Raw genomic sequence first — 18,550 nt, forward strand, 5'->3', positions numbered from 1 at the left:
ACGCCGGCACCCGCCTGGTGCCGGCGTCGGGCGGGTCAGCTCGCCGGGCTCACCGAGCTCATGTTGAAGTCCGGAATCCGCAGCGCGGGCATTCTGGCCAGCGTGAACCAGTCGGCCCACTCCCGCGGCATCGTCCGCGTGCTGGCACCGATCTCGGCGATGCGGCCCAGCAGGTCCACCGGCGACTCGTTGAACCGGAAGTTGTTGACCGCCCCGACGACCTCACCGTTTTCGATGAGAAAGACGCCGTCCCGGGTGAGGCCGGTGAGTAGCAGGACCTGAGGGTCGACCTCCCGGATGTACCACAGGCAGGTCAGGAGCAGGCCGCGCCGCGTCGAGGTGATCATCTCGTCCAGGGTGGCGGTGCCGCCGCCGTCGAGGAGCAGGTTGTCGACGAAGGGGGTCACGGCGATGCCCTGACCGGCGAGGCCGGCCGCGCCGGCGCTGATGCCGTTGCCGGAGCTGTTGCTGGTGCCGTTCGGCGCGGCGGCCGGGGCGGCCAGGCTCGCGGCGCGCGCCGACGAGCGGGTCTGGACAAGCGCGTTGAGACGACCGTCCCGGATCCAGTCGGTCGGTCCCAGCGGCAGCCCGTTGTCGAAGACACTCGAGGTCGCCGAGGACGCACCAGCCGTCACGAACGGCGCGGTCGTCAGGCCCGCCGCGCTGGGGTCGCTCCACAGGCGCAGGCCGGCGGGGCCGAGCGCCTCGCCCACGCGCGTCCCGCCGCCGGCGCGGCTGAACACCGTGCGTCCCTCGGCGGCGTCCCGCCCGGCCGCCGACCAGTACAGGTAGACCATGAGGTCGGCGACGGCGGAGGGGGGGAGAAGCGTCTCGTACCGACCGGCCGGCAGCTCCACCGACCGGTCGCACCAGCGCAGCCGGGCCCGCAGACGCGCGTCGGTCGCGGCGACGTCCACATCGGTGAAGTCCTGGGTGGACTGCCCGTGCCACACGGAGCCACCGGGGGCGGCGCTCTTCGCGTTCCACTCCACCGAGCCGGTGGGCTGGCTGTGCCGCAGCCGCAGGCCGGTCGACGTCCCGAGCCAGGTCGTGGTGTGGTCGTGCTCGGCGAAACCGAACAGGCGCCGGCCCTCCGCCCGCGCCGCGCCGAACGCCTCGGCCAGGTCGCCGGCGAAGGAGGCGAACACGTCGCTGCTGGTCCGCTCGGCCGGGTCGGTGAAGGACCGGCCGCCGACCGCCGCCGCCGCAGGCACGACCAGGTCGCTGTAGTCCTCGGCGTCGTCTGATTCGCGTGCGGCCGCCTCGGAGGCGCGGACCAGCGCCTCCAGGCCCGCCAGATCGGCCCCGCCGCCCGGCCCGTCCACCGTCGAGGTGGAGCGCACCCCGAACGAGCGCCCGATCACGCTGATGATGGTCACGGAGCGGTCACGCGCGGCACCGTTCGTGGTGAGCGTGTTGTTCGCCCAGCGCAGGTTCACCGTGCTCGACTCGCTGGCGATCACGATCGCGCCGTCCGCGCGGGACAGCTCCAGCGCCCGTTCGACGATCTCGTGCGAAGCACGGATCGCCTGTGTCGTGCCCGTCACCGGGAGCCCCTCGCTCATCGGCCGCCCTCGCGGCGCGTGTTCAGGATGTTGACGTCGCGGAACAGCGCCGACGGGCAGCCGTGGCTGACCGCCGCGACCTGGCCGGGCTGGCCCTTGCCACAGTTGAACGCCCCGCCCAGCACGTAGGTCTCGGGGCCGCCCACGGCGTCCAGCGAGCCCCAGAAGTCCGTGGTGGTCGCCTGGTAGGCGACGTCGCGCAGCTGGCCGACGATCCGGCCCTTGCGGATCTCGTAGAACCGCTGCCCGGTGAACTGGAAGTTGTAGCGCTGCATGTCGATCGACCAGCTTCGGTCGCCGACCACGTAGATCCCCCGGTCGACCCGGCCGATCAGGTCCTCCGTGGACGGCCCGCCGGGCGCGGGGAGCAGTGAGACGTTCGCCATCCGCTGGAGCGGTACATGCCCGGGGGAGTCCGCGAAGGCGCAGCCGTTGGAGCGGTCCACGCCGAGCGCGGACGCGTTCTGCGCCGCCATCCGCCGGTCGAGCTGGTAGCCGACCAGGACACCGTCGCGGACGATGTCCCAGCGGCGGGTCTGCACGCCCTCGTCGTCGTAGCCGATGGTGGCCAGGCCGTGCGGTGCCGTCCGGTCGCCGGTCACGGTCATCGCCGGTGATCCGTAGCGCAGCGACCCGAGCTTGTCGAGCGTGGCGAAGGAGGTCCCGGCGTAAGCGGCCTCGTAGCCGAGAGCCCGGTCGAGCTCGGTGGCGTGCCCGACCGACTCGTGGATCGTCAGCCACAGGTTCGACGGGTCGATAACCAGGTCGTAGCGCCCCGGTTCCACCGACGACGCCTTCGCCTTCTCTGCCAGCAGGGAGGGGATGAGCTCGATCTCGGACTCCCAGTCCCAGCAGCCGGCGGCCGGGCCGCTGACCATCCACTCCCAGCCGCGGCCGGCCGGAGGCGCGATGGTGCGCATGGACTCGAAGCCACCCGCCGGGTCGACCCGGGTCGCCTCGAGCTGGCAGAGCACGCGGACCCGCTGCTGGGTGGTGTCCGTCCCGGCGGTGTCGGCGTAGAACTTGTTCTCTATGACGGCGGCGAACCGTCCGTCGACGTGATCGACGTCCTCGGCGGAGTACAGCGACCGGCACAGCCCGCCGATCCGCTCGACCTGGTCGCGCGGATCGACCGAGAACGGGTCCGTGGCGTAGCTGGAGACCCAGGTCGCGCCGGCGTGGACGGGCTCGTCGGCCAGCTCGACCGGCTCGGAGTTCAGCGGCCGCGCCAACTTCGCCATGGCGACGGCCTCCCGGGCGACCCGCACGGCCTCGTCCACGGTCAGATCCACACCGGCGGCGAAGCCCCAGGTCCCGTCGTGGACGACGCGGACGGCGAAGCCCGCGGTGACACCGTCCGAACGGCTCTCCAGGCCGGCGTCGCGGAACGACAGCGACGACTCCTTGAGACGTTCGATCCGGATGTCGGCGTGGGCGGCACCCAGGTCTCGGGCGGCCTGGAGCGCGGCGTCGGTGAGGGCCGCGGCGGGCAGCGCGCGGAACTCCTCGTCGATCTCGTGCGGGGGCAGGGCCGGCTCGGCCGGATCCCGGGGAACGGAGGTCGCCATGCTCCTATCCTGGCCTCCCCGACCGTCGGCAGTGCCGTCGCATGCGACTCCACCCGGGATCCGCGTCGCCGGGGGTACCGGAGCCGGTGACAGAGCCACAAAGGGGCACGCGAGTGGGTCTCCGGGTCGGCCTCCCCCCGAGCTGAGGCCGACCCGGAGACGTGCGGGCGCCGACATCAAGATGTCGACGCGATTCGGATGGGTCGCCGTGGGCCCGTGGGCCCGTGGGCCCGTGGGCCCGTGGCCGGGCCGGCCGGGCGATCGGAAGCGATCAGGTGCGGTCGGGCCGGTCGGACTCGCGAGGGCTGCTGGGCCCGTCGGGCTCGTCGGGTTCCGCCGGTCGGTCGAGCTCCGGGCGGATTCGGTGGTTCCTCGCGGGATGCTCGCCCGGCAGCCTGCGGCGGCGCCGGTCGCCGTCGCTGTTCGCGCCGCCGGGCACCAGCGGGAGCGCGGGCCGTGGGGGAGGCGCGGGCCGTGGCGGTATCCGCAGCCGGTGCTTCGACGCTGCCGTGGGGCGTGGCACGTCGGCGTGCTCGTCGGTGCTTTTGGTATCGCGGGCCGGGCGTCCCGGGGCCGGTCGGGGTGGGGCCGCCGACGGCGCCCTGGCCGTCTCGGCCTCGTCCGGCGTGTTCGGCCCGATCCGGGTTCCGATGACGGCGTCCCACCGACGTTCCACCTCGCGGACGGCTTCGACGAGCGGTTCCATCCGATCGGCCGGGGCCGTGCCACCGAACAGGTCCAGTGTTGTGGTCAGTGCACTGACGAAGTACTGGGCGTCCGGCGCGAGCAGATCGACGCGGGCCGGACGACCGGGCCGGGGCGTCACCGCGTTCAGATACAGGCCGACGATCCGGTCGATGCGGGCCGCGATGTTCTCGAAGAACGGGTCGGTCGGCTGGTCCCGGTGATTCCGCCGGCTCCGCGGTTGGCCGGGCCCGCCCATCGTGCTCTCCCTGCCATCGGCAGGTGCGGTTTCCGGCGCCCATGCGTTCAGGTCCGGCGGCGTCTGGTGCTGGACGGGTAGATCGGGGTAAAAGTCGTCGTCCAGCTCCGACAGGGACACGGGGAGGTCGGAGTGTGTCCACCGCAGCGCGGTGGGATCCGGGCGCGGAACCGGCCCGGTCTCGTTCCCGTTTTCGAACCGCTCGCCGTGTCGCCTGGACCAGCTTGCCCACACAACCGTACCGAGGATGATGAGCACCGCGCCGAGCACGGTCAGGAAGAAAGCGCCCCAGTGCGTGCCGCCGCCGGGTGCGGCGCCGGCGGTGGCCTCGGGGGACAGGCTCCGCGCCGGCGGCGGGACTGTGTTGCCGCTGTCGGCCGTGCCGCCGAGCAACCAGCCGAGTATCGACGCGATGCCCGCGAGCAGCAGTGTCGGAATGCCGAGGATGAATGCGGCGCGGAGCCTGCCGAGGCAGGCGGCGACGACGGTGAGCGCCACACCGATGACGACGAGGTCCCCGACTGGGATCTCAGTTCCTGGCTCAATGGATGTGAGCGCGGTCATCTCACACCGCCCGCAGCCCTGTGTCAGCGCGGTCTGGCTCCAGGCGAGCCCCTCGAATGGGCCGCGAAAGCATGCTCCGGCGCGTCGCATATGGTTGGACAGGCGTGAACGAAGGGGACCACGGCCGCGTTGACAATCGTGGTTCGGTGGATGGCCATGCCCCCGTGCCAGACATCCATGCACCTCCTCGGGTGCGGGAGGACCTTGAGGCCCTGGCCACCGCCAGGACCTACACGAATCGTGACCGTCCTGGCCGCGAATCGCAAGTACTTAAGCCGGAATAATCGGCGAGTTTTCGCGAATCCCGTCCAATGCCCGTTTCTGTCAACATCGGGTAGTTGTATGACTACTTCTTGTCCTATTTTTATGATTCTGGGTGCTTTCGGGTGAGAGGTACGGATCCGTCGGCCGTCGCAGTCCGTGAGTGTGGTGCGCTGTTGTGGTCTACTCGGTTCAACGATCCCGTCGTAACGGACGGCGAGTCCGTCCGGGCTGCGCCACGCCACCCACGCCTGATTTGTCGGTGGCGGTGGCCGGGGGCGCGCGAAGAGAGGTCGGACCGGATGCGTATGACCCCACTCACGCCCGCGTGTGGAGCGGGCTCCTGTCCTCGGCTGTATCTGACCGAAGCCGGCACGATCGCCGTCCAGGGGCCTGGCGTCTCCGCTGATGAGGCGGAGGTCGAACTGGCTCCGGGTGAGCATCTCGTGGAGATCCCACGGGAGCTTCTGATCGCCGCCGTACGGAGCCTGGGCGCCTAGGCCGCGCCGGGCGCCTGCCTCCGTCGCCACGCTGGAACCGGGCCACCGGACGGCCGCTGACGCCGCACCGCACCACCGCCGGCAGGTTACTGCGTCGATTGGACCAAGGTAGGTCCGTTGCGGCGTGTCAATCGTGTTTGGGAGTCCGTGACCAGCGCTGATTGTGCCAATGGTGATCTATGCGCGGGCCGTCGAGGGATGCGTCGCGGGCGTCGTCCACGGCGGGCCAGGCTGGTCCGCGACCGCCGTAGTATTCCGGGTGCCCGTCATAGTCCGCAGAGTCGCAGGTTATTCCTGTTCCGACCCTGCTAGTCTCAGCACACTCGCGTAGATCGCGTGCGCGAGGGGGGAAGGTAGCGAATGAAACTCGTGCCTGTGGCCACCTGCAACGGGGGCGCCTGTCCGACGATCTACGTTACGGACGACGGTGACGTCGTCGTCCAGGGCTGGGTGTTCCCGCGGCAGAGGTCGCACGAGGATCCCCCGGATGGGGAAGCCCGGGTCCGGATCCCACGTGAGCTGCTGCTCCGCGCCGCGGATTCGCTCCCGACAGGAATATAGCGAGGACAGGCTCGATGTCGGTCGGTGCTGGGCTCGGCGAGCGACACCGACCCGGCACCGCCTGCCTCCCGGGCGTCCCGATGGCGGACGAAGGAAATGACTGAGCGCAGTAGCGATCTTTCTGGCAGGGAGCCGGTGGGCGTCGTCCTTGCTCGGCTGCGCGGTGAGCGGGGGCTGACCGGGGAGCGGCTGGGAGCGCTGGTGCACATGAGCCAGGCGAAGATCTCGAAGATCGAGCGGGGTGTCGCGCGGCCGTCCCCCGCCGACGTGGAGCGCATTGCCGTCGCCCTGGACGCGCCGCAGGCCCTTGTCGCCAGCCTCGTCGACCAGGCGGGTGCGGATCAGGACCATGCCGGCACGACCCGTGGTCCCGCCCGCAGAGRCACTGTCGGTCAGCAGGACTTCTCCGCCGAGGAAACGCGAGCGCATCGGATCCGGAATCTGGAACCGATCCTGATACCCGGCCTGCTCCAGATCGGTGAATACACTCGACGGGTAATCAATGAGTACTTCGGTCTCACCCACGGGGACGCGGAGAGTAAATGGGCTGATACCGCAGCGACGGTGTCACTGCGTGCGCGCCGTCAAGAACTCTTATACGACCCGAGTCGAGAATTTGAGTTCGTGATATTCGAGACGGTTTTCCGGAACAGGTTCGCACCCCCGGGCGCCATGCTGGCTCAGGTCGACAGGGTCGAGGCCGTCGCCCAGCTCGCCAACGTGACCGTGAAAGTGGTTCCGGACACAGCTGATCTCGGTTACCCGCCTATGCAGGGGTTCACCATCCTGGACGACAACGTCGTGTTGGCGGAGTCGATGGACGCCACGATCCTGCGTGACCGGAAAAGCGTCGACTTCTACACGCGCTTCTTCGACCAGTACGCCAGCCGCGGYGTGGACGATCTGGAGCCGATCCTCTCGCGGTACAAGACCCTGTACGCCGACCTGGCCCGGCCGAGGGGCGACGGCTGACCCGGCCGGCCCGTCGTTTCAGGAAAACAGTCGTTCCAGTACCTGAGCGACACCGTCGTCGTCGTTCGACGCGGTGATCTCGTCGGCGGCGGCGAGGACGTCCGGATGGGCGTTGGCGACGGCGACCGCGTGCCCGGCCCAGGCGAACATGGGCAGGTCGTTGGGCATGTCGCCGAACGCGACCACCTCGGCGGCGAGCACACCGCGCTCGCTCGCCAGTTCAGCCAGCGCGACGGCCTTCGACACCCCCGGGCCGGCGATCTCGATCAGGTCGTGACTGGACGTCGTGACGACCGCCTCGGTTCCGGCCAGGGCGACGACCGTCTCGTACACGTCGGCCAGCGACGCGCCGCCCCGGCGGACCAGCAGCTTCGTCGCAGGCAGGTGCTCGAGCAGCTCGTGGAAACCGGCGACCAGTTCGCCCGGATCCGGCCACATGGTCAGGAAATCGGGTTCGCGGCCGAATCGCACACCGCTCTCCACCGCGAAGGTGGCGTCGGGTACCGCTGCCCGGATCGCGGCGGCCAGCTTCAACGCCGCGGGCGTCTCCAGAATCGTCTGGCTTACCGGAACGCCGGTGTCGAGGTCGTAGACGAGTGCGCCGTTCGCGCAGATGGCGAGGCCCGAGACCGCGGTCTGCCGGACGACGTCCGCCATCACCCGGGTGGGACGGCCGGTGACGAACACGACCGTGGAGCCGGAGTTCTCGACCTGTCGCAGGGCGTCTCTGGTCCGGTCGGAGACGGTGCCGTCGGTGCGGATCAGGGTTCCGTCCAGGTCGGTGGCGACGAGAACGGGACGGGACACAAGTAACCAGTCAACCATTCACCGGGATGGGACACCATCGTCCGAGAGGACTGTGCCGGTGTCGTCCTCATGTCCCGAACGGTGTCGCGGGCGAACGGTGTCCCGGGCGCGGGGAACCGGATCTCCGCCGGGGATGATCCCGTTCCCGGACACCGCCGACGAGCCGGATATCGGAGATCAACGGCGCCTGACACGGTGGCGCACACCGATGATCGTTGCCGGCTGTCGCCCCCGCCACTGCGGGTAGCATGCGGACATGGCCTTCTCCGACGCGTCCGAGGCGTCTCGTTCGCCCGTTACCGGCGGCGCGGGGGGCACCGACGGCGGGAGTGGCGGGGGCGTCCCGGGAGGGGAGTCCGCGGCCGCCGGTGGCCAGGCCGGTGGTACGCCGGGTGGAACCCCACCGTTGCCGTCTGTCGTCGGATCACCTCGTGGCGCGAGAACAGGCCGCGAGAGAAAAACATTTGACGAACTCTTTGTCGAGCTCGGCGGGAAATGGCGTGAGCGGACACCGGGCTCCGGTACTGTCGCCGCGCTCGACCTGGGCGTGCACCATCTCGGCAAGAAGCTCGTCGAGGAGGCCGCCGAGACGTGGATGGCCGCCGAGCACGAGAGTCGGGAGCGGGCTGCCGAGGAACTCTCCCAGCTCCTCTACTGGAGCCAGCTGATGATGATTTCCCTGGGCCTTTCCCTGGACGACGTATACTCGCACCTGTGAGTAGGTCCTGCCTTTCCGTGGTCGTCCGCTTTGCGGCCCTCCGTGCCTTTGGCGAGTGTTGATGATGCTGCGTATTGCGGTTCCGAACAAGGGCGGGCTCGCGGCGGCCTCCAGCCAGTTGCTGTGCGACGCGGGTTACCTCGCGCGGCGGGAGTCCGCCGAGCTGGTGGTGGCCGACGTCGAGAACGACATCGAGTTCTTCTTTCTGCGTCCGCGTGACATCGCCGTGTACGTCGGCACCGGCCGGCTCGATCTCGGCATCACCGGCCGTGATCTCCTCGTCGACAGCAACACGTCGGCGCAGGAGCTGGTGCCCCTCGGGTTCGGCCAGTCGGCGTTCCACTACGCGGCGCCGGCCGGCACCATGAGCGACATCAAGGAGCTTGACGGGCTGCGGGTCGCCACGTCGTTCCCCGGCCTGGTGCGTACCGACCTCGCCGGGCGCGGCATCTCGGTCCAGATCGTCAAGCTGGACGGCGCCGTCGAGACCGCCGTGCGGCTCGGCGTGGCGGACGCGGTGGCCGACGTCGTCGAGACCGGGCGGACCCTGCGGGCGGCCGGACTCGAGCTCGTCGGCGAGTCGGTGCTGCGCTCCGAGGCAATCATGATCGCCAAGCGCGGGGCGGATCTGTCGGCCGCTCACGAGCGGCTGCTGCGCCGGGTGCAGGGCGTCCTGGTGGCCCGGCGGTACGTGATGATGGACTACGACGTGCCCTCCTCCGTGCTGGAGAAGGCCTGCGAGATCACCCCGGGCTACGAATCCCCGACGATCTCCCCGCTGCAGCGGGAGGGCTGGGTCGCGGTCCGGGCGATGGTCCTGAAGGCCGACGTCAACCGCACCATGGACGACCTGTGGGATCTCGGCGCGCGCGGGATCCTGGTCTCCGGTATCCAGGCCTGCCGGCTGTAGCGCTCGGCCCACTGACGGCCGTGCCGCGAGCGCCGGCCGCGCCTCGGCGCTGGCTGTCGCGCCTGGCCGGCTGGCGCTGGTTCGTCCGGCCACGTCCGTGCGATGTTCGTGTTTTCATCGATCCATGCGCGCGGGCGGGAACGCACGGACAGCCAAGGACTCCCGTCTACGAGCACCGGACACCGGTCCGATGGAGCGGATGCTTGCGGACATCCATGAGGCTTTCCGCACCGACCGGTCCGGGAAGGTCGCCAGCTTCATCCCCGAGCTCGCGACCGCGGACCCGGACCTGTTCGGCCTCGCCGTCACGACGATGGACGGGCTGCGCTACCGGGCGGGCGACAGCGACGTCCCGTTCACGATCCAGTCGGTGTCGAAGCCGTTCGTTTACGCGCTGGCCCTGCGCGACCGCGGGACCGATGGTGTGCTGGCCAGGGTCGGGGTCGAGCCGACCGGTGACGCCTTCAACGCGATCACGCTCGAGCCGGAGACCGGCCGTCCGCTGAACCCGATGGTGAACGCCGGGGCGCTGCTCACCTCCAGCCTGGTGGGCGGCGGTGACGCGGCCGAGCGTTTCGACCGTGTCCTGACGGGTCTGTCGGCGTTCGCGGGCAGGCAGTTGACCGTGAATGAGCGGGTCTTCGCCTCCGAGCGGGACACCGGTGATCGAAACCGTGCGATCGGCTACCTGATGCGTGGCGCGGGAGCGCTGCGGGGGCCGGTGGACGAGATCTGCGAGGTCTACTTCCGGCAGTGCGCCGTGGAGGTCACCGCGGCGGACCTCGCGGTGATGGCCGGCACCCTCGCCCGCGGCGGGGTGAACCCGCTGACCGGCGAGCGCGTCCTGAACGAGGAGCACGTCAACCATGTGCTGACCGTCATGGCGACCTGCGGCATGTACGACCGGGCGGGAACCTGGCTGTTCCGGGTGGGCCTGCCCGCGAAGAGCGGGGTCGCCGGAGGAGTGTGCGCGGTGCTACCCGGGCAGCTCGGGATCGGCGTCTTCAGCCCGCCGCTCGACGAGGTGGGCAACAGCGTCCGCGGCGTGCGCGCCTGCGAGCGGCTGGCCTCCCGGTTCGCACTGCATCTCCTTGCCCCGCAGGGAGAACCGCCGCACCCGGTACGGGGCACGCACCGTGGCGACGCGCTGAGCTCGAAGCGGATGCGAGGCGCGCGCGAACGGGCCGTCCTCGCCGTACGGGGTTCCGCGATCGTCATCCACGAGCTGCAGGGCGATCTGGTGTTCGCCAGCGCGGAGCGGGTTGTGCGCACCGTCCGCCAGCACCTGGACGACGTCCGCTGGGTGGTGCTCGACCTGCGCCGGGTAGCCGCCGTCCGGGAGCCCGCCCTCGAGCTCCTGCGGGTGCTGCTCGACGAGCTGGCCAGCCGGGATGTCAACGTCCTGTTCGCCGACCCGCGTGGGCTTCCGGGCGTCGACCGCCTGATGCGGGGGGACTGGAGCACGCAGCGCGTTGCCGATCTGGAGACCGCGCTCGAATGGGCGGAGGAGGCGCTGCTGATGCGCGAGGACCTCGCGACCCTCCCGCCGACCGCGCACGTCCCGCTCGGTGCGCAGGAACTGCTCACCGATCTCGGCAAGGAGGGCACCCGGGTCATCGGCGCGATGTGCGAACGACGCACCTACGAACGCGGCGCGACGGTCTTCGACGAGGGAGATCCGGCGGACGCGCTCTACTTCGTCACCAGGGGCCTGGCGAACGCRCAGGCGCCGAACGCGGACGGGACGCGCTGGTTCCGGCTCAGCTCGGTTCCAGCGGGCAGTGCCTTCGGTGAGCTGGCACTCGTCGACGGCGGCCGGCGTTCCACCCGGATCGTCGTCGCGGAGACCATGACCTGCGAGGTGCTCTCGGTCGCGGCGTTCGACACCCTGGTGCGCGAGCATCCAGACGTCTACAACGCGCTGGTGCGCGCGATCGCGCGCAGTCTCTCGGCACAGCTGCGCCGAGCGACCCGGGAGATCCAGTCGCTCGAAGAGTGAGTGCCTCCGGGCCTGGCCTGCCGCCTGCGGGCGCGAGCCGAGCCGAGCCCGGAACGACTGCGAGCCGGGTGCCCGAGCCCGGAACGAGTCCGGGCTCGGACCGGGGGTCAGCGACCCCGAATGATCAGCGACATTCCCTCGCTGCGGGTGGCCGGGCTCAGGAACTGGCCGCGCACCGCCGAGGTCACCGTGGTCGCCCCCGGCTTGCGGACACCGCGCATCGACATGCAGAGGTGCTCCGCCTCGACGACGACCATGACGCCCCGCGGGTCGAGGACGTCGACGAGTGCGTCGGCGACCTGAGAGGTGAGGCGCTCCTGGACCTGCGGCCGGCGGGCGTAGAGGTCGACCAGCCGGGCCAGCTTGGACAGGCCGGTGATCTGCCCCTTCTCGTTCGGGATGTAGGCCACGTGTGCCTTGCCGGCGAAGACCACGAGGTGGTGCTCGCACAGCGACGAGAAGTCGATGTCGCGGACCAGCACCATCTCGTCGTGGCCCTCGTCGAAGACCGTGGTCAGGACCTCCGCCGGGTCCCGGCCGAGGCCTTCGACCGCCTCCTGGTAGGCGCGCGCGACGCGGTCCGGGGTCTTGCGTAGGCCTTCGCGGTCCGGGTCCTCGCCGATGCCGATCAGCAACTCACGGACGGCCCGGGCGACCCGCTCGTGGTCGAAGGGCCGAACCATCTCCGGCCGCTTCAGCCGCCGCCGCGCCTCGATGCCGCTGCCGGCGCCCTTCGCGTCGGTCACGTTGTCCGAGACGTTGCTCTCGGTGGCCGATCCCGGCGAGACACCCTGGTCCAGCCCGGAGGAGCCCGCGTTCAGCTCACCAGCCTGTCGCACGATGGTCTGCGCCTGGTCGGAATCGGAGGTCAACGGCGTCTCCTGTCGTCATCGTTGTCCCAGGTGGGCGGTGCCCAGGGGTTCGCGATCCGGGGGCCTTCCGGTGGCGGGGATCCCGGCGGGGGTGTGCCGTGGGCCGGGCTCGGGGCGCTGTGTCCGGGCCCGCTCTGCGCGGGGTCGCCGTGCCCGAGGCCCGCGGGACCTCCGGCGGTGCCCGGGTCGGCCTGGCCTGCCGGGCGGGGGTGGCCCGCAGTGCCGTTGCCGCCGCTCACCCCACCGCCGTTCGCCGAACCGCCGCCGTTCGTGCCGCCGCCGTTCGTGGCATGGCCGGCCGGCCCGCCGTTGCCCTTCACCAGGTCAGAGACCTTGGACGGGACGAGACCCAGCTCGGCCGGGGTCTGCACCGGCGGTCGGTCCGACGGGATGCGCCGCCCCACGCCGGTGTACGAACCACGGCTGGGGCGCTTCTGGACAGTGGCGAAGACCTCGAGCACGTCGTCCTTGCTCAGGGTCTCGGTGTCCATCAACCGCAGGACGAGGTTGTCGAGGACGTCCCGGTAGGTGACCAGGATCTCCCAGGCCTCGTCGTGCGCGGCCTCGATCAGCCGGCGAACCTCGTCGTCGATCTCGCTCGCGACCTCCTCGGAGTAGTCGCGCTGGTGGCCCATGTCGCGGCCGAGGAAGACCTCACCGGACTCGCTGCCGAACTTGATCGCGCCGAGCTTGTCGCTCATGCCGTACTGGGTGATCATCGCGCGGGCGATCTGGGTCGCCTTCTCGATGTCGTCGCTGGCCCCGGTGGTCGGCTCGTGGAAGACGAGCTCCTCCGCGGTGCGCCCGCCGAGGAGGACGGCGAGCCGGTCGAGCATCTCCGACCTGGTCGACAGGTACTTGTCCTCCAGGGGGAGCTGCATCGTGTACCCGAGCGCCCGGCCACGCGGCAGGATCGTGATCTTGTGAACCGGGTCGGCGTTGGGGAGCGCGTGCGCCACCAGGGCATGACCGCCCTCGTGGTAGGCGATCCGCTTCTTCTCCCGGTCGCTCATCGCGCGGGTCTTGCGCTCCGGCCCGGCCATGACCCGGTCGATCGACTCCTCGAGCAGCGCCGACGAGATGAACCGGACGTCCGACCGCGCGGCGAGCAGCGCCGCCTCGTTGAGCACGTTCGCCAGGTCCGCGCCGGTGAAGCCGGGGGTGCGCCGGGCGATGATCAGCATGTCGACGTCCGAGCTGATCGGCTTGCCCTTGGCGTGGACCTTCAGGATCGCCTCGCGACCGAGCAGGTCGGGGCGGTCGACCACGATCTGGCGGTCGAACCGGCCGGGACGCAGCAGGGCCGGGTCGAGGATGTCGGGCCGGTTGGTCGCGGCGATCAGGATGACGCCGCCCTTCACGTCGAACCCGTCCATCTCGACCAGGAGCTGGTTGAGGGTCTGCTCGCGCTCGTCGTGGCCACCGCCCAGGCCCGCCCCGCGGTGCCGGCCGACGGCGTCGATCTCGTCCACGAAGATGATCGCGGGCGCGTTCGCCTTGGCCTGCTCGAACAGGTCGCGGACCCGGCTCGCGCCGACGCCGACGAACATCTCGACGAAGTCGGAGCCGGAGATCGAGTAGAACGGGACGCCGGCCTCACCTGCGACGGCGCGGGCGAGCAGCGTCTTGCCGGTGCCGGGCGGCCCGTAGAGCAGGACGCCCTTGGGGATCTTGGCGCCGATCGCCTGGAACTTGCCCGGGTTCTCGAGGAACTCCTTGATCTCCTGGAGCTCCTCGATCGCCTCGTCCGCGCCGGCGACATCGGCGAACGTGGTCTTGGGTGTGTCCTTGCTGACCAGTTTCGCCTTGGACTTGCCGAAGTTCATGACGCGGTTGCCGCCGCCCTGCATCTGGTTCATGAAGAACAGCAGCAGGAACACGATCAACAGCACGGGGAGCAGGTTGAGTAGCAGCGAGACGAGGACGTTCCCGCGGTCGACGGAGACGTTGTACTTGATGTTCTGCTGCTTGAGCTCGTTGGCGAGGACCAGGGCCTGCTCGGTGGCGAAGGACGACTCGTACTTCTTGCCGTTCCCCAGCTCGATCCGGATGATCTGCTTGGAGTCCTGGATCGTCGCATCGACGACCCTGGTCTCGGGTTTTGCTCCGGCGCTCTGGTCGATCTGCTGCTGTACGAAGCTCAGGTCTGCTTTCTGATACTCACTCGGTCCGGACAGCACGCCCGTCGTGAGGATGATCACGAAGAGGACCAGGAGCAGCAGAGGTACCCAGCCGCGGAAGATTCTTCTTGGAGTCATCTGTCTGGAACGCCGGACACAAGCGTTCCACCCTCCTGCCGTGTGTGYTGCCCTCGATCGGGATTCCCTTGTGCCGAGGGTACCGCCGGCACGCGCATCTCACCGCGCGTACATCCGAGCAACGGACCGGGGGGCCGCACTGTTCCGTAACGGCCCTCGGGGACGTACCGGCGGGCTACCGGACACCTGCCGATCAGCGGTGCCGGCCCCGCCTGACTCGGGTGAACCGGCCCGTGACCTCCCCGGAACCCGTGTCGTGGCCGGGCCTGACCGGGGGACGGATCCCCGCCTCGCGGCCCGTCAGGCGCGCCGGGCGATCGCCTCGGGCGTGAGGGTGCCTACGAACGGCAGGGTCCGATAGTGCTCGGCGTAGTCCAGGCCGTAGCCCACGACGAAGGCACTCGGGATGTCGAACCCGACATAGCGGACGTCGACGTCCACGGTGATCGCCTCGGGCTTACGGAACAGCGCCAGCACCTCCAGCGACGCCGGCCCGCGCGACCGCAGGTTCCGCAGCAGCCAGGAGAGGGTCAGCCCGGAGTCGATGATGTCCTCGACGACCAGCACGTCCTGGCCCTCGATCGACCGGTCGAGATCCTTGAGGATGCGGACCACACCGGAGGACGACGTCGTCGAACCGTACGACGAGACGGCCATGAACTCCATCGTGATCGGCACCGACAGGGCCCGGGAGAGGTCCGCCATCACCATCACGGCGCCCTTGAGTACGCCGACCAGGAGGATCTCGCGACCGGCGTAGTCCGCGTCGACGCGGGCCGCCAGCTCCGCGATCTTCGCGGCGATCTCATCCCGGCTGACCAGGATCTCGTCGATGTCGGGATGCGCCCGGGGCGGCCCGCCGGCCGGGATCGAAGTGCCGTCGTGGTCGGGCTTCGCGGTCGCGGCCTGGCTCACCGGCCTGTCCTCCTCGTTGCGCGCTGGGTCGCCTGGTCCTCGGTCGCCCGACGCCGGGGTGCCTGGCGTCAGAGTGCCCGACGCCGGGGCGCGGGACGTCGGTCCGCCACGCTCACCGGGCGCGCGGACCACACCGGGACAGCCCGGGTGACCCGCACCGGCCGGCATGTCGGGACGGACCGGTGCATCCGGGCCGACGAGGGCGATCCTGCCACCGGTACGGCGGGCGAGCACCCCCGACGGCAGCGGGACGGGCTTCTGCCCGCGCCAGCGGGTCACCAGGTCCTCGACGGCCCAGATGTGGTCGGCGCGCAGCGCGGACGCCGACGACCCGGCCGCCAGCGCGGCGCGGCGCAGGACCCGGCTCCGCAACGCCTGTGTCAGGCCCGCGAGGGCCGCCACGTCGAACTCGACCCGCGGCCCCAGCTCCGCCTCCGCCGCCAGCGGCGTGCGCGGTGCCCGTGGCGCCGTGGCATCCGCGGCGCTCCCGGCGAGCTCGGCGTAGACCGACTCCGCCTGTGCCTCGAGCGCGTCCGCGTCCGCCCGCAGCAGGTCGGCGGTGCGGGCCAGCGCCTCGGCGATGCCCGGCCCCAGCTCCGCCTCCAGCACCGGCAGCACGGTTGACCGTGTCCGGGCCCGGGCGAAGGCCGGGTCGGTGTTGGTGGGGTCGTCCCAGAACTCCAGGCCGAGAGACTGGCAGGCCTGGCGGGTCTGGTCGCGCCGCAGCCGCAGCAGCGGGCGGCGGATGGCGCCGTCCGTGGCGGGCATGCCGCTCAGCGACCGTGCTCCCGAGCCGCGGGCGAGCCGCAGCAGGACGGTCTCGGCCTGGTCGTCGAGGGTGTGGCCGAGCAGCACCGCGTGCGCGCCTAGGCGCTCGCCGGCTGCGAGCAGCGCGGCGCGGCGCGAGTCCCGGGCCGCGCCCTCGGATCTCGGTGACGGTGCGGCGAGCACCTCCACCGGGGACAGGCCGAGCAGCCGGCCGCTCGCGGCGACCTCCTCGGCGCGGGGTCGTGAGGTGTCGTCCCATCCGTGGTCCACCGTCAGGAGCCCGGCCCGCAGCGCGCGGCGGGGAGCCACGAAGGCCAGCGCGGCGGCGAGCGCGAGTGAATCCGCTCCGCCCGAACAGGCGACGAGGACGAGGCCGCCGGGTGGGACGTCGGCCACCGCGTCGCGGACGGCCAGCCGCACCGCGGCGACGGCCGGAGCGGGCATCCCCCGGCCCCGCCCGAGCGCGGCGGGCTGTGGACCGTGCGTCGGCCGGACCGTCACGCGGGCCGAACCGTCACGCGGACATCGACGGGCGGGTGCCGAGCACCCGGAGCATCCACGCGCCCGGGTCGGTCAGCTCAGGGCGGGTGGGCAGGGTCTGCGGCGACTGCCAGACGTGGTTGAAGCCCTCCACGCCGACCTCGGCGACCACGGCGCGGACGAACGCCCCGCCCTGGCGGTACTGCTGCATCTTGAGATCCAGCCCGAGCAGGCGACGTAGGAAACGGTCGATGGGCGAGCCGCCGGAGCGCCGGTTGTCGAACTTGCCGCGGATGTCGGCCACCGTCGGCACGACCTGCGGGCCGACCGCGTCCATGACCTGGTCGGCGTGCCCCTCGAGCAGGGTCATCAGCGCCTGGAGGCGGTCGAGGACGGCGCGCTGCGCCGGGGTCTGCAACGCCTCCACGACGCTCGGCGTGTCCGGCCCGTGGTCGCGCACGGCGCTGCGCAGCGCCGTGACGGCGGAGCGGAGCCGGTCGGCGAGGACTTCGGGATCGAGGTCGGTCGCGCCGATGAACGCCGCGATCTCGGACTCGAGGTGCTCGCGCAGCCACGGGACGGCGGTGAACTGGCTGCGGTGCGTCTGCTCGTGCAGGCAGACCCAGAGCCGGAAGTCGCGCGGGACCACCCGCAGGGTCTCCTCGGCGTGGGCGATGTTCGGCGCGACGAGGCTGAGCCGCCCCACCGGGGTCGGAGCGCCGGGCTTCGCCAGGGACGGGGCGCTCGCGGCGCCGCCCGCCTCATACTCCTCCGGCGGGAGGAAGACCTCGAACTGGCCGAGAACCTTGCCCGCGAGGTAGGCGAGCGCGGACCCGACCTGGACACCGGTGACCCGCCGGCCCACCGCGGCGGCGAGCCGGCCGCGGCTCTGGTCGGAGAGCTTCTCGATCAGGGGCGTGGTGGCCACGCGCAGCCCGGCGACGTTGGAACGAACCCACTCCGGCCGGTCGACGACCGCGATCGGGGTCGGTGGCCCGGCGGGGACGAGCTGGGTGTAGTCCTGCACATGGCCCTCGGCGATGACAGCCAGGCGCCGGAGCTCCGAGACGATCTCGTCCGCCTCCGCCCGGCTTCGCTGCGGCCCTGGTCGGACGAGCTTCTTCGCCGTCGTTACGGCGAGTTCCCAGTCCACCAGCTCAGCGTCCACGAATAGGAGCGTACCGGGCTTCCGCCCGCTTCGCCCGCCCGATCGGACGACGCCAGTCGGGCCCGGGGAGCCGTCCGTGGTGCCCTGCTGTTGAGGTCGGCAGGGCCTGTGGTGTTCTTTGTTGTCCGATGACCTAGTGTCCCGGTCCGGAGATTCGCGCGCAGTAGTGTCCGATCGCGTCGATGATCTGGTCGGCGGTCCTGGTCCACTTGAAGGGCCTGGCGTTCTCGTTCCAGTGACTGATCCATTTTTCGAGGGCGTGGGTCAGCTCGTCGACGGAGCAGAAGACGCCCCGGGCCAGGCAGCGGCGTTGCAGCTCGGCGAACCACCGCTCTACCTGGTTCAGCCAGGACGAGTAGGTGGGGGTGAAGTGCAGGGCGAACCTCGGATGCTCCACCAGCCACCTGCGCACCGTTGGTGCCTTGTGCACGGAGAGGTTGTYGCAGATCAGGTGGATCGCCAGATTCGGCTCGACCTGACGGTCGATCTCGGCGAGGAAGCCGATGAAGTCCCTGGCGGTGTGCTGGGCGGAGACCGCGCTGAGGACCTTGCCGGTGGCGGTGTTCAACGCGGCGAACAGGTCGACGGTGCCGTGGCGGTGGTAGTCGTGGCTGCGCCGCTCGGGGGTGCCCGGCACCATCGGCAGCACCGGCGCGGTCCGCTCCAGCGCCTGGATCTGTGGTTTCTCGTCGACGGAGAAGACCGCCGCGTTCCGTGGTGG

14 protein-coding genes are annotated in these 18,550 nt (G+C 70.8%); 5 read left to right on the forward strand and 9 right to left on the reverse strand.

All coding sequences use genetic code 11. The features are described 5' to 3' along the window. Positions 1 to 35 precede the first annotated feature (35 nt). The 3 genes from BBK14_RS08905 to BBK14_RS36805 all read right to left on the reverse strand — a co-directional run bounded on the left by BBK14_RS08905 (position 36) and on the right by BBK14_RS36805 (position 4,640). A complete protein-coding gene (locus tag BBK14_RS08905) occupies positions 36 to 1,565 on the reverse strand; it encodes a metallopeptidase TldD-related protein (RefSeq protein WP_071060898.1) in 1,530 nt (509 codons plus the stop codon). Then, the gene (locus BBK14_RS08910; protein WP_071060900.1) at positions 1,562 to 3,133 is read right to left on the reverse strand and encodes a TldD/PmbA family protein; all 1,572 of its coding nucleotides are present in this window, start codon (positions 3,131 to 3,133) and stop codon (positions 1,562 to 1,564) included. Before BBK14_RS08910 ends, BBK14_RS08905 begins: the two co-directional genes overlap by 4 nt. A 271-nt stretch (positions 3,134 to 3,404) precedes the next feature. Next, positions 3,405 to 4,640 carry a DUF4064 domain-containing protein gene (locus BBK14_RS36805; protein ID WP_071060902.1) on the reverse strand — a complete coding sequence of 412 codons (1,236 nt, stop codon included), beginning with the start codon at positions 4,638 to 4,640 and terminating at the stop codon, positions 3,405 to 3,407. A 563-nt stretch (positions 4,641 to 5,203) separates the two neighbouring features. Here BBK14_RS36805 and BBK14_RS08920 point away from each other — a divergent pair. Then, on the forward strand, positions 5,204 to 5,401 hold the full coding sequence (locus tag BBK14_RS08920; RefSeq protein ID WP_071060904.1) for a hypothetical protein: 198 nt from the start codon (positions 5,204 to 5,206) through the stop codon (positions 5,399 to 5,401). A gap of 657 nt (positions 5,402 to 6,058) precedes the next feature. Continuing rightward, complete coding sequence (locus BBK14_RS08930) at positions 6,059 to 6,934, forward strand: helix-turn-helix domain-containing protein (protein WP_241831322.1); 876 nt, start codon at positions 6,059 to 6,061, stop codon at positions 6,932 to 6,934. An 18-nt stretch (positions 6,935 to 6,952) separates the two neighbouring features. Here the strand turns inward: BBK14_RS08930 and BBK14_RS08935 are convergent, their stop codons facing one another. Further along, on the reverse strand, positions 6,953 to 7,759 hold the full coding sequence (locus BBK14_RS08935; protein ID WP_071060907.1) for a Cof-type HAD-IIB family hydrolase: 807 nt from the start codon (positions 7,757 to 7,759) through the stop codon (positions 6,953 to 6,955). Positions 7,760 to 8,147: 388 nt separating this feature from the next. Between BBK14_RS08935 and BBK14_RS08940 the strand changes: the two genes are divergently transcribed. The 3 genes from BBK14_RS08940 (at position 8,148) to glsA (ending at position 11,368) form a co-directional block, all read left to right on the forward strand. Then, positions 8,148 to 8,459: a phosphoribosyl-ATP diphosphatase gene (locus BBK14_RS08940; RefSeq protein WP_071060910.1), complete on the forward strand. Its 312-nt coding sequence runs from the start codon at positions 8,148 to 8,150 to the stop codon at positions 8,457 to 8,459. Positions 8,460 to 8,523: 64 nt separating this feature from the next. Further along, positions 8,524 to 9,369, forward strand: coding sequence for an ATP phosphoribosyltransferase (gene hisG, locus BBK14_RS08945; protein ID WP_071060945.1), 846 nt, complete (start codon positions 8,524 to 8,526; stop codon positions 9,367 to 9,369). Between the two features lie 199 nt (positions 9,370 to 9,568). Then, positions 9,569 to 11,368: a glutaminase A gene (gene glsA / locus BBK14_RS08950; RefSeq protein WP_235013683.1), complete on the forward strand. Its 1,800-nt coding sequence runs from the start codon at positions 9,569 to 9,571 to the stop codon at positions 11,366 to 11,368. A gap of 107 nt (positions 11,369 to 11,475) precedes the next feature. On the opposite strand, the gene folE is transcribed toward glsA, so the two are convergent. The 5 genes from folE to BBK14_RS08975 form a co-directional block, all read right to left on the reverse strand. Beyond that, complete coding sequence (gene folE / locus BBK14_RS08955) at positions 11,476 to 12,240, reverse strand: GTP cyclohydrolase I FolE (RefSeq protein WP_071060914.1); 765 nt, start codon at positions 12,238 to 12,240, stop codon at positions 11,476 to 11,478. Further along, positions 12,237 to 14,498: an ATP-dependent zinc metalloprotease FtsH gene (ftsH, locus tag BBK14_RS08960; protein ID WP_071060916.1), complete on the reverse strand. Its 2,262-nt coding sequence runs from the start codon at positions 14,496 to 14,498 to the stop codon at positions 12,237 to 12,239. The genes folE and ftsH overlap by 4 nt, the downstream gene beginning before the upstream one ends. A gap of 300 nt (positions 14,499 to 14,798) precedes the next feature. Next, entirely contained in the window at positions 14,799 to 16,625 is a 1,827-nt protein-coding gene (gene hpt / locus BBK14_RS08965) for a hypoxanthine phosphoribosyltransferase (protein WP_071060947.1), read from the reverse strand. 70 nt (positions 16,626 to 16,695) lie between these two features. Continuing rightward, complete coding sequence (locus BBK14_RS08970; RefSeq protein WP_071060918.1) at positions 16,696 to 17,829, reverse strand: zinc-dependent metalloprotease; 1,134 nt, start codon at positions 17,827 to 17,829, stop codon at positions 16,696 to 16,698. 133 nt (positions 17,830 to 17,962) lie between these two features. Beyond that, positions 17,963 to 18,550 (reverse strand): IS630 family transposase (locus BBK14_RS08975; protein ID WP_116430029.1); only part of this gene is annotated, 588 nt, incomplete at its 5' end.

The sequence above is a fragment of the Parafrankia soli genome, from assembly GCF_001854695.1.
Taxonomy (GTDB): domain Bacteria; phylum Actinomycetota; class Actinomycetes; order Frankiales; family Frankiaceae; genus Parafrankia; species Parafrankia soli.

What these genes read in the sequence shown, in the direction of transcription:
- BBK14_RS08905 (WP_071060898.1), bottom strand. Translation starts at nt 1,565, where the DNA reads ATGAGCGAGGGGCTCCCGGTGACGGGCACGACACAGGCGATCCGTGCT.
- BBK14_RS08910 (WP_071060900.1), bottom strand. Translation starts at nt 3,133, where the DNA reads ATGGCGACCTCCGTTCCCCGGGATCCGGCCGAGCCGGCCCTGCCCCCG.
- BBK14_RS36805 (WP_071060902.1), bottom strand. Translation starts at nt 4,640, where the DNA reads ATGACCGCGCTCACATCCATTGAGCCAGGAACTGAGATCCCAGTCGGG.
- BBK14_RS08920 (WP_071060904.1), top strand. Translation starts at nt 5,204, where the DNA reads ATGCGTATGACCCCACTCACGCCCGCGTGTGGAGCGGGCTCCTGTCCT.
- BBK14_RS08935 (WP_071060907.1), bottom strand. Translation starts at nt 7,759, where the DNA reads ATGGTTGACTGGTTACTTGTGTCCCGTCCCGTTCTCGTCGCCACCGAC.
- hisG (WP_071060945.1), top strand. Translation starts at nt 8,524, where the DNA reads ATGCTGCGTATTGCGGTTCCGAACAAGGGCGGGCTCGCGGCGGCCTCC.
- ftsH (WP_071060916.1), bottom strand. Translation starts at nt 14,498, where the DNA reads ATGACTCCAAGAAGAATCTTCCGCGGCTGGGTACCTCTGCTGCTCCTG.
- hpt (WP_071060947.1), bottom strand. Translation starts at nt 16,625, where the DNA reads ATGCCCGCTCCGGCCGTCGCCGCGGTGCGGCTGGCCGTCCGCGACGCG.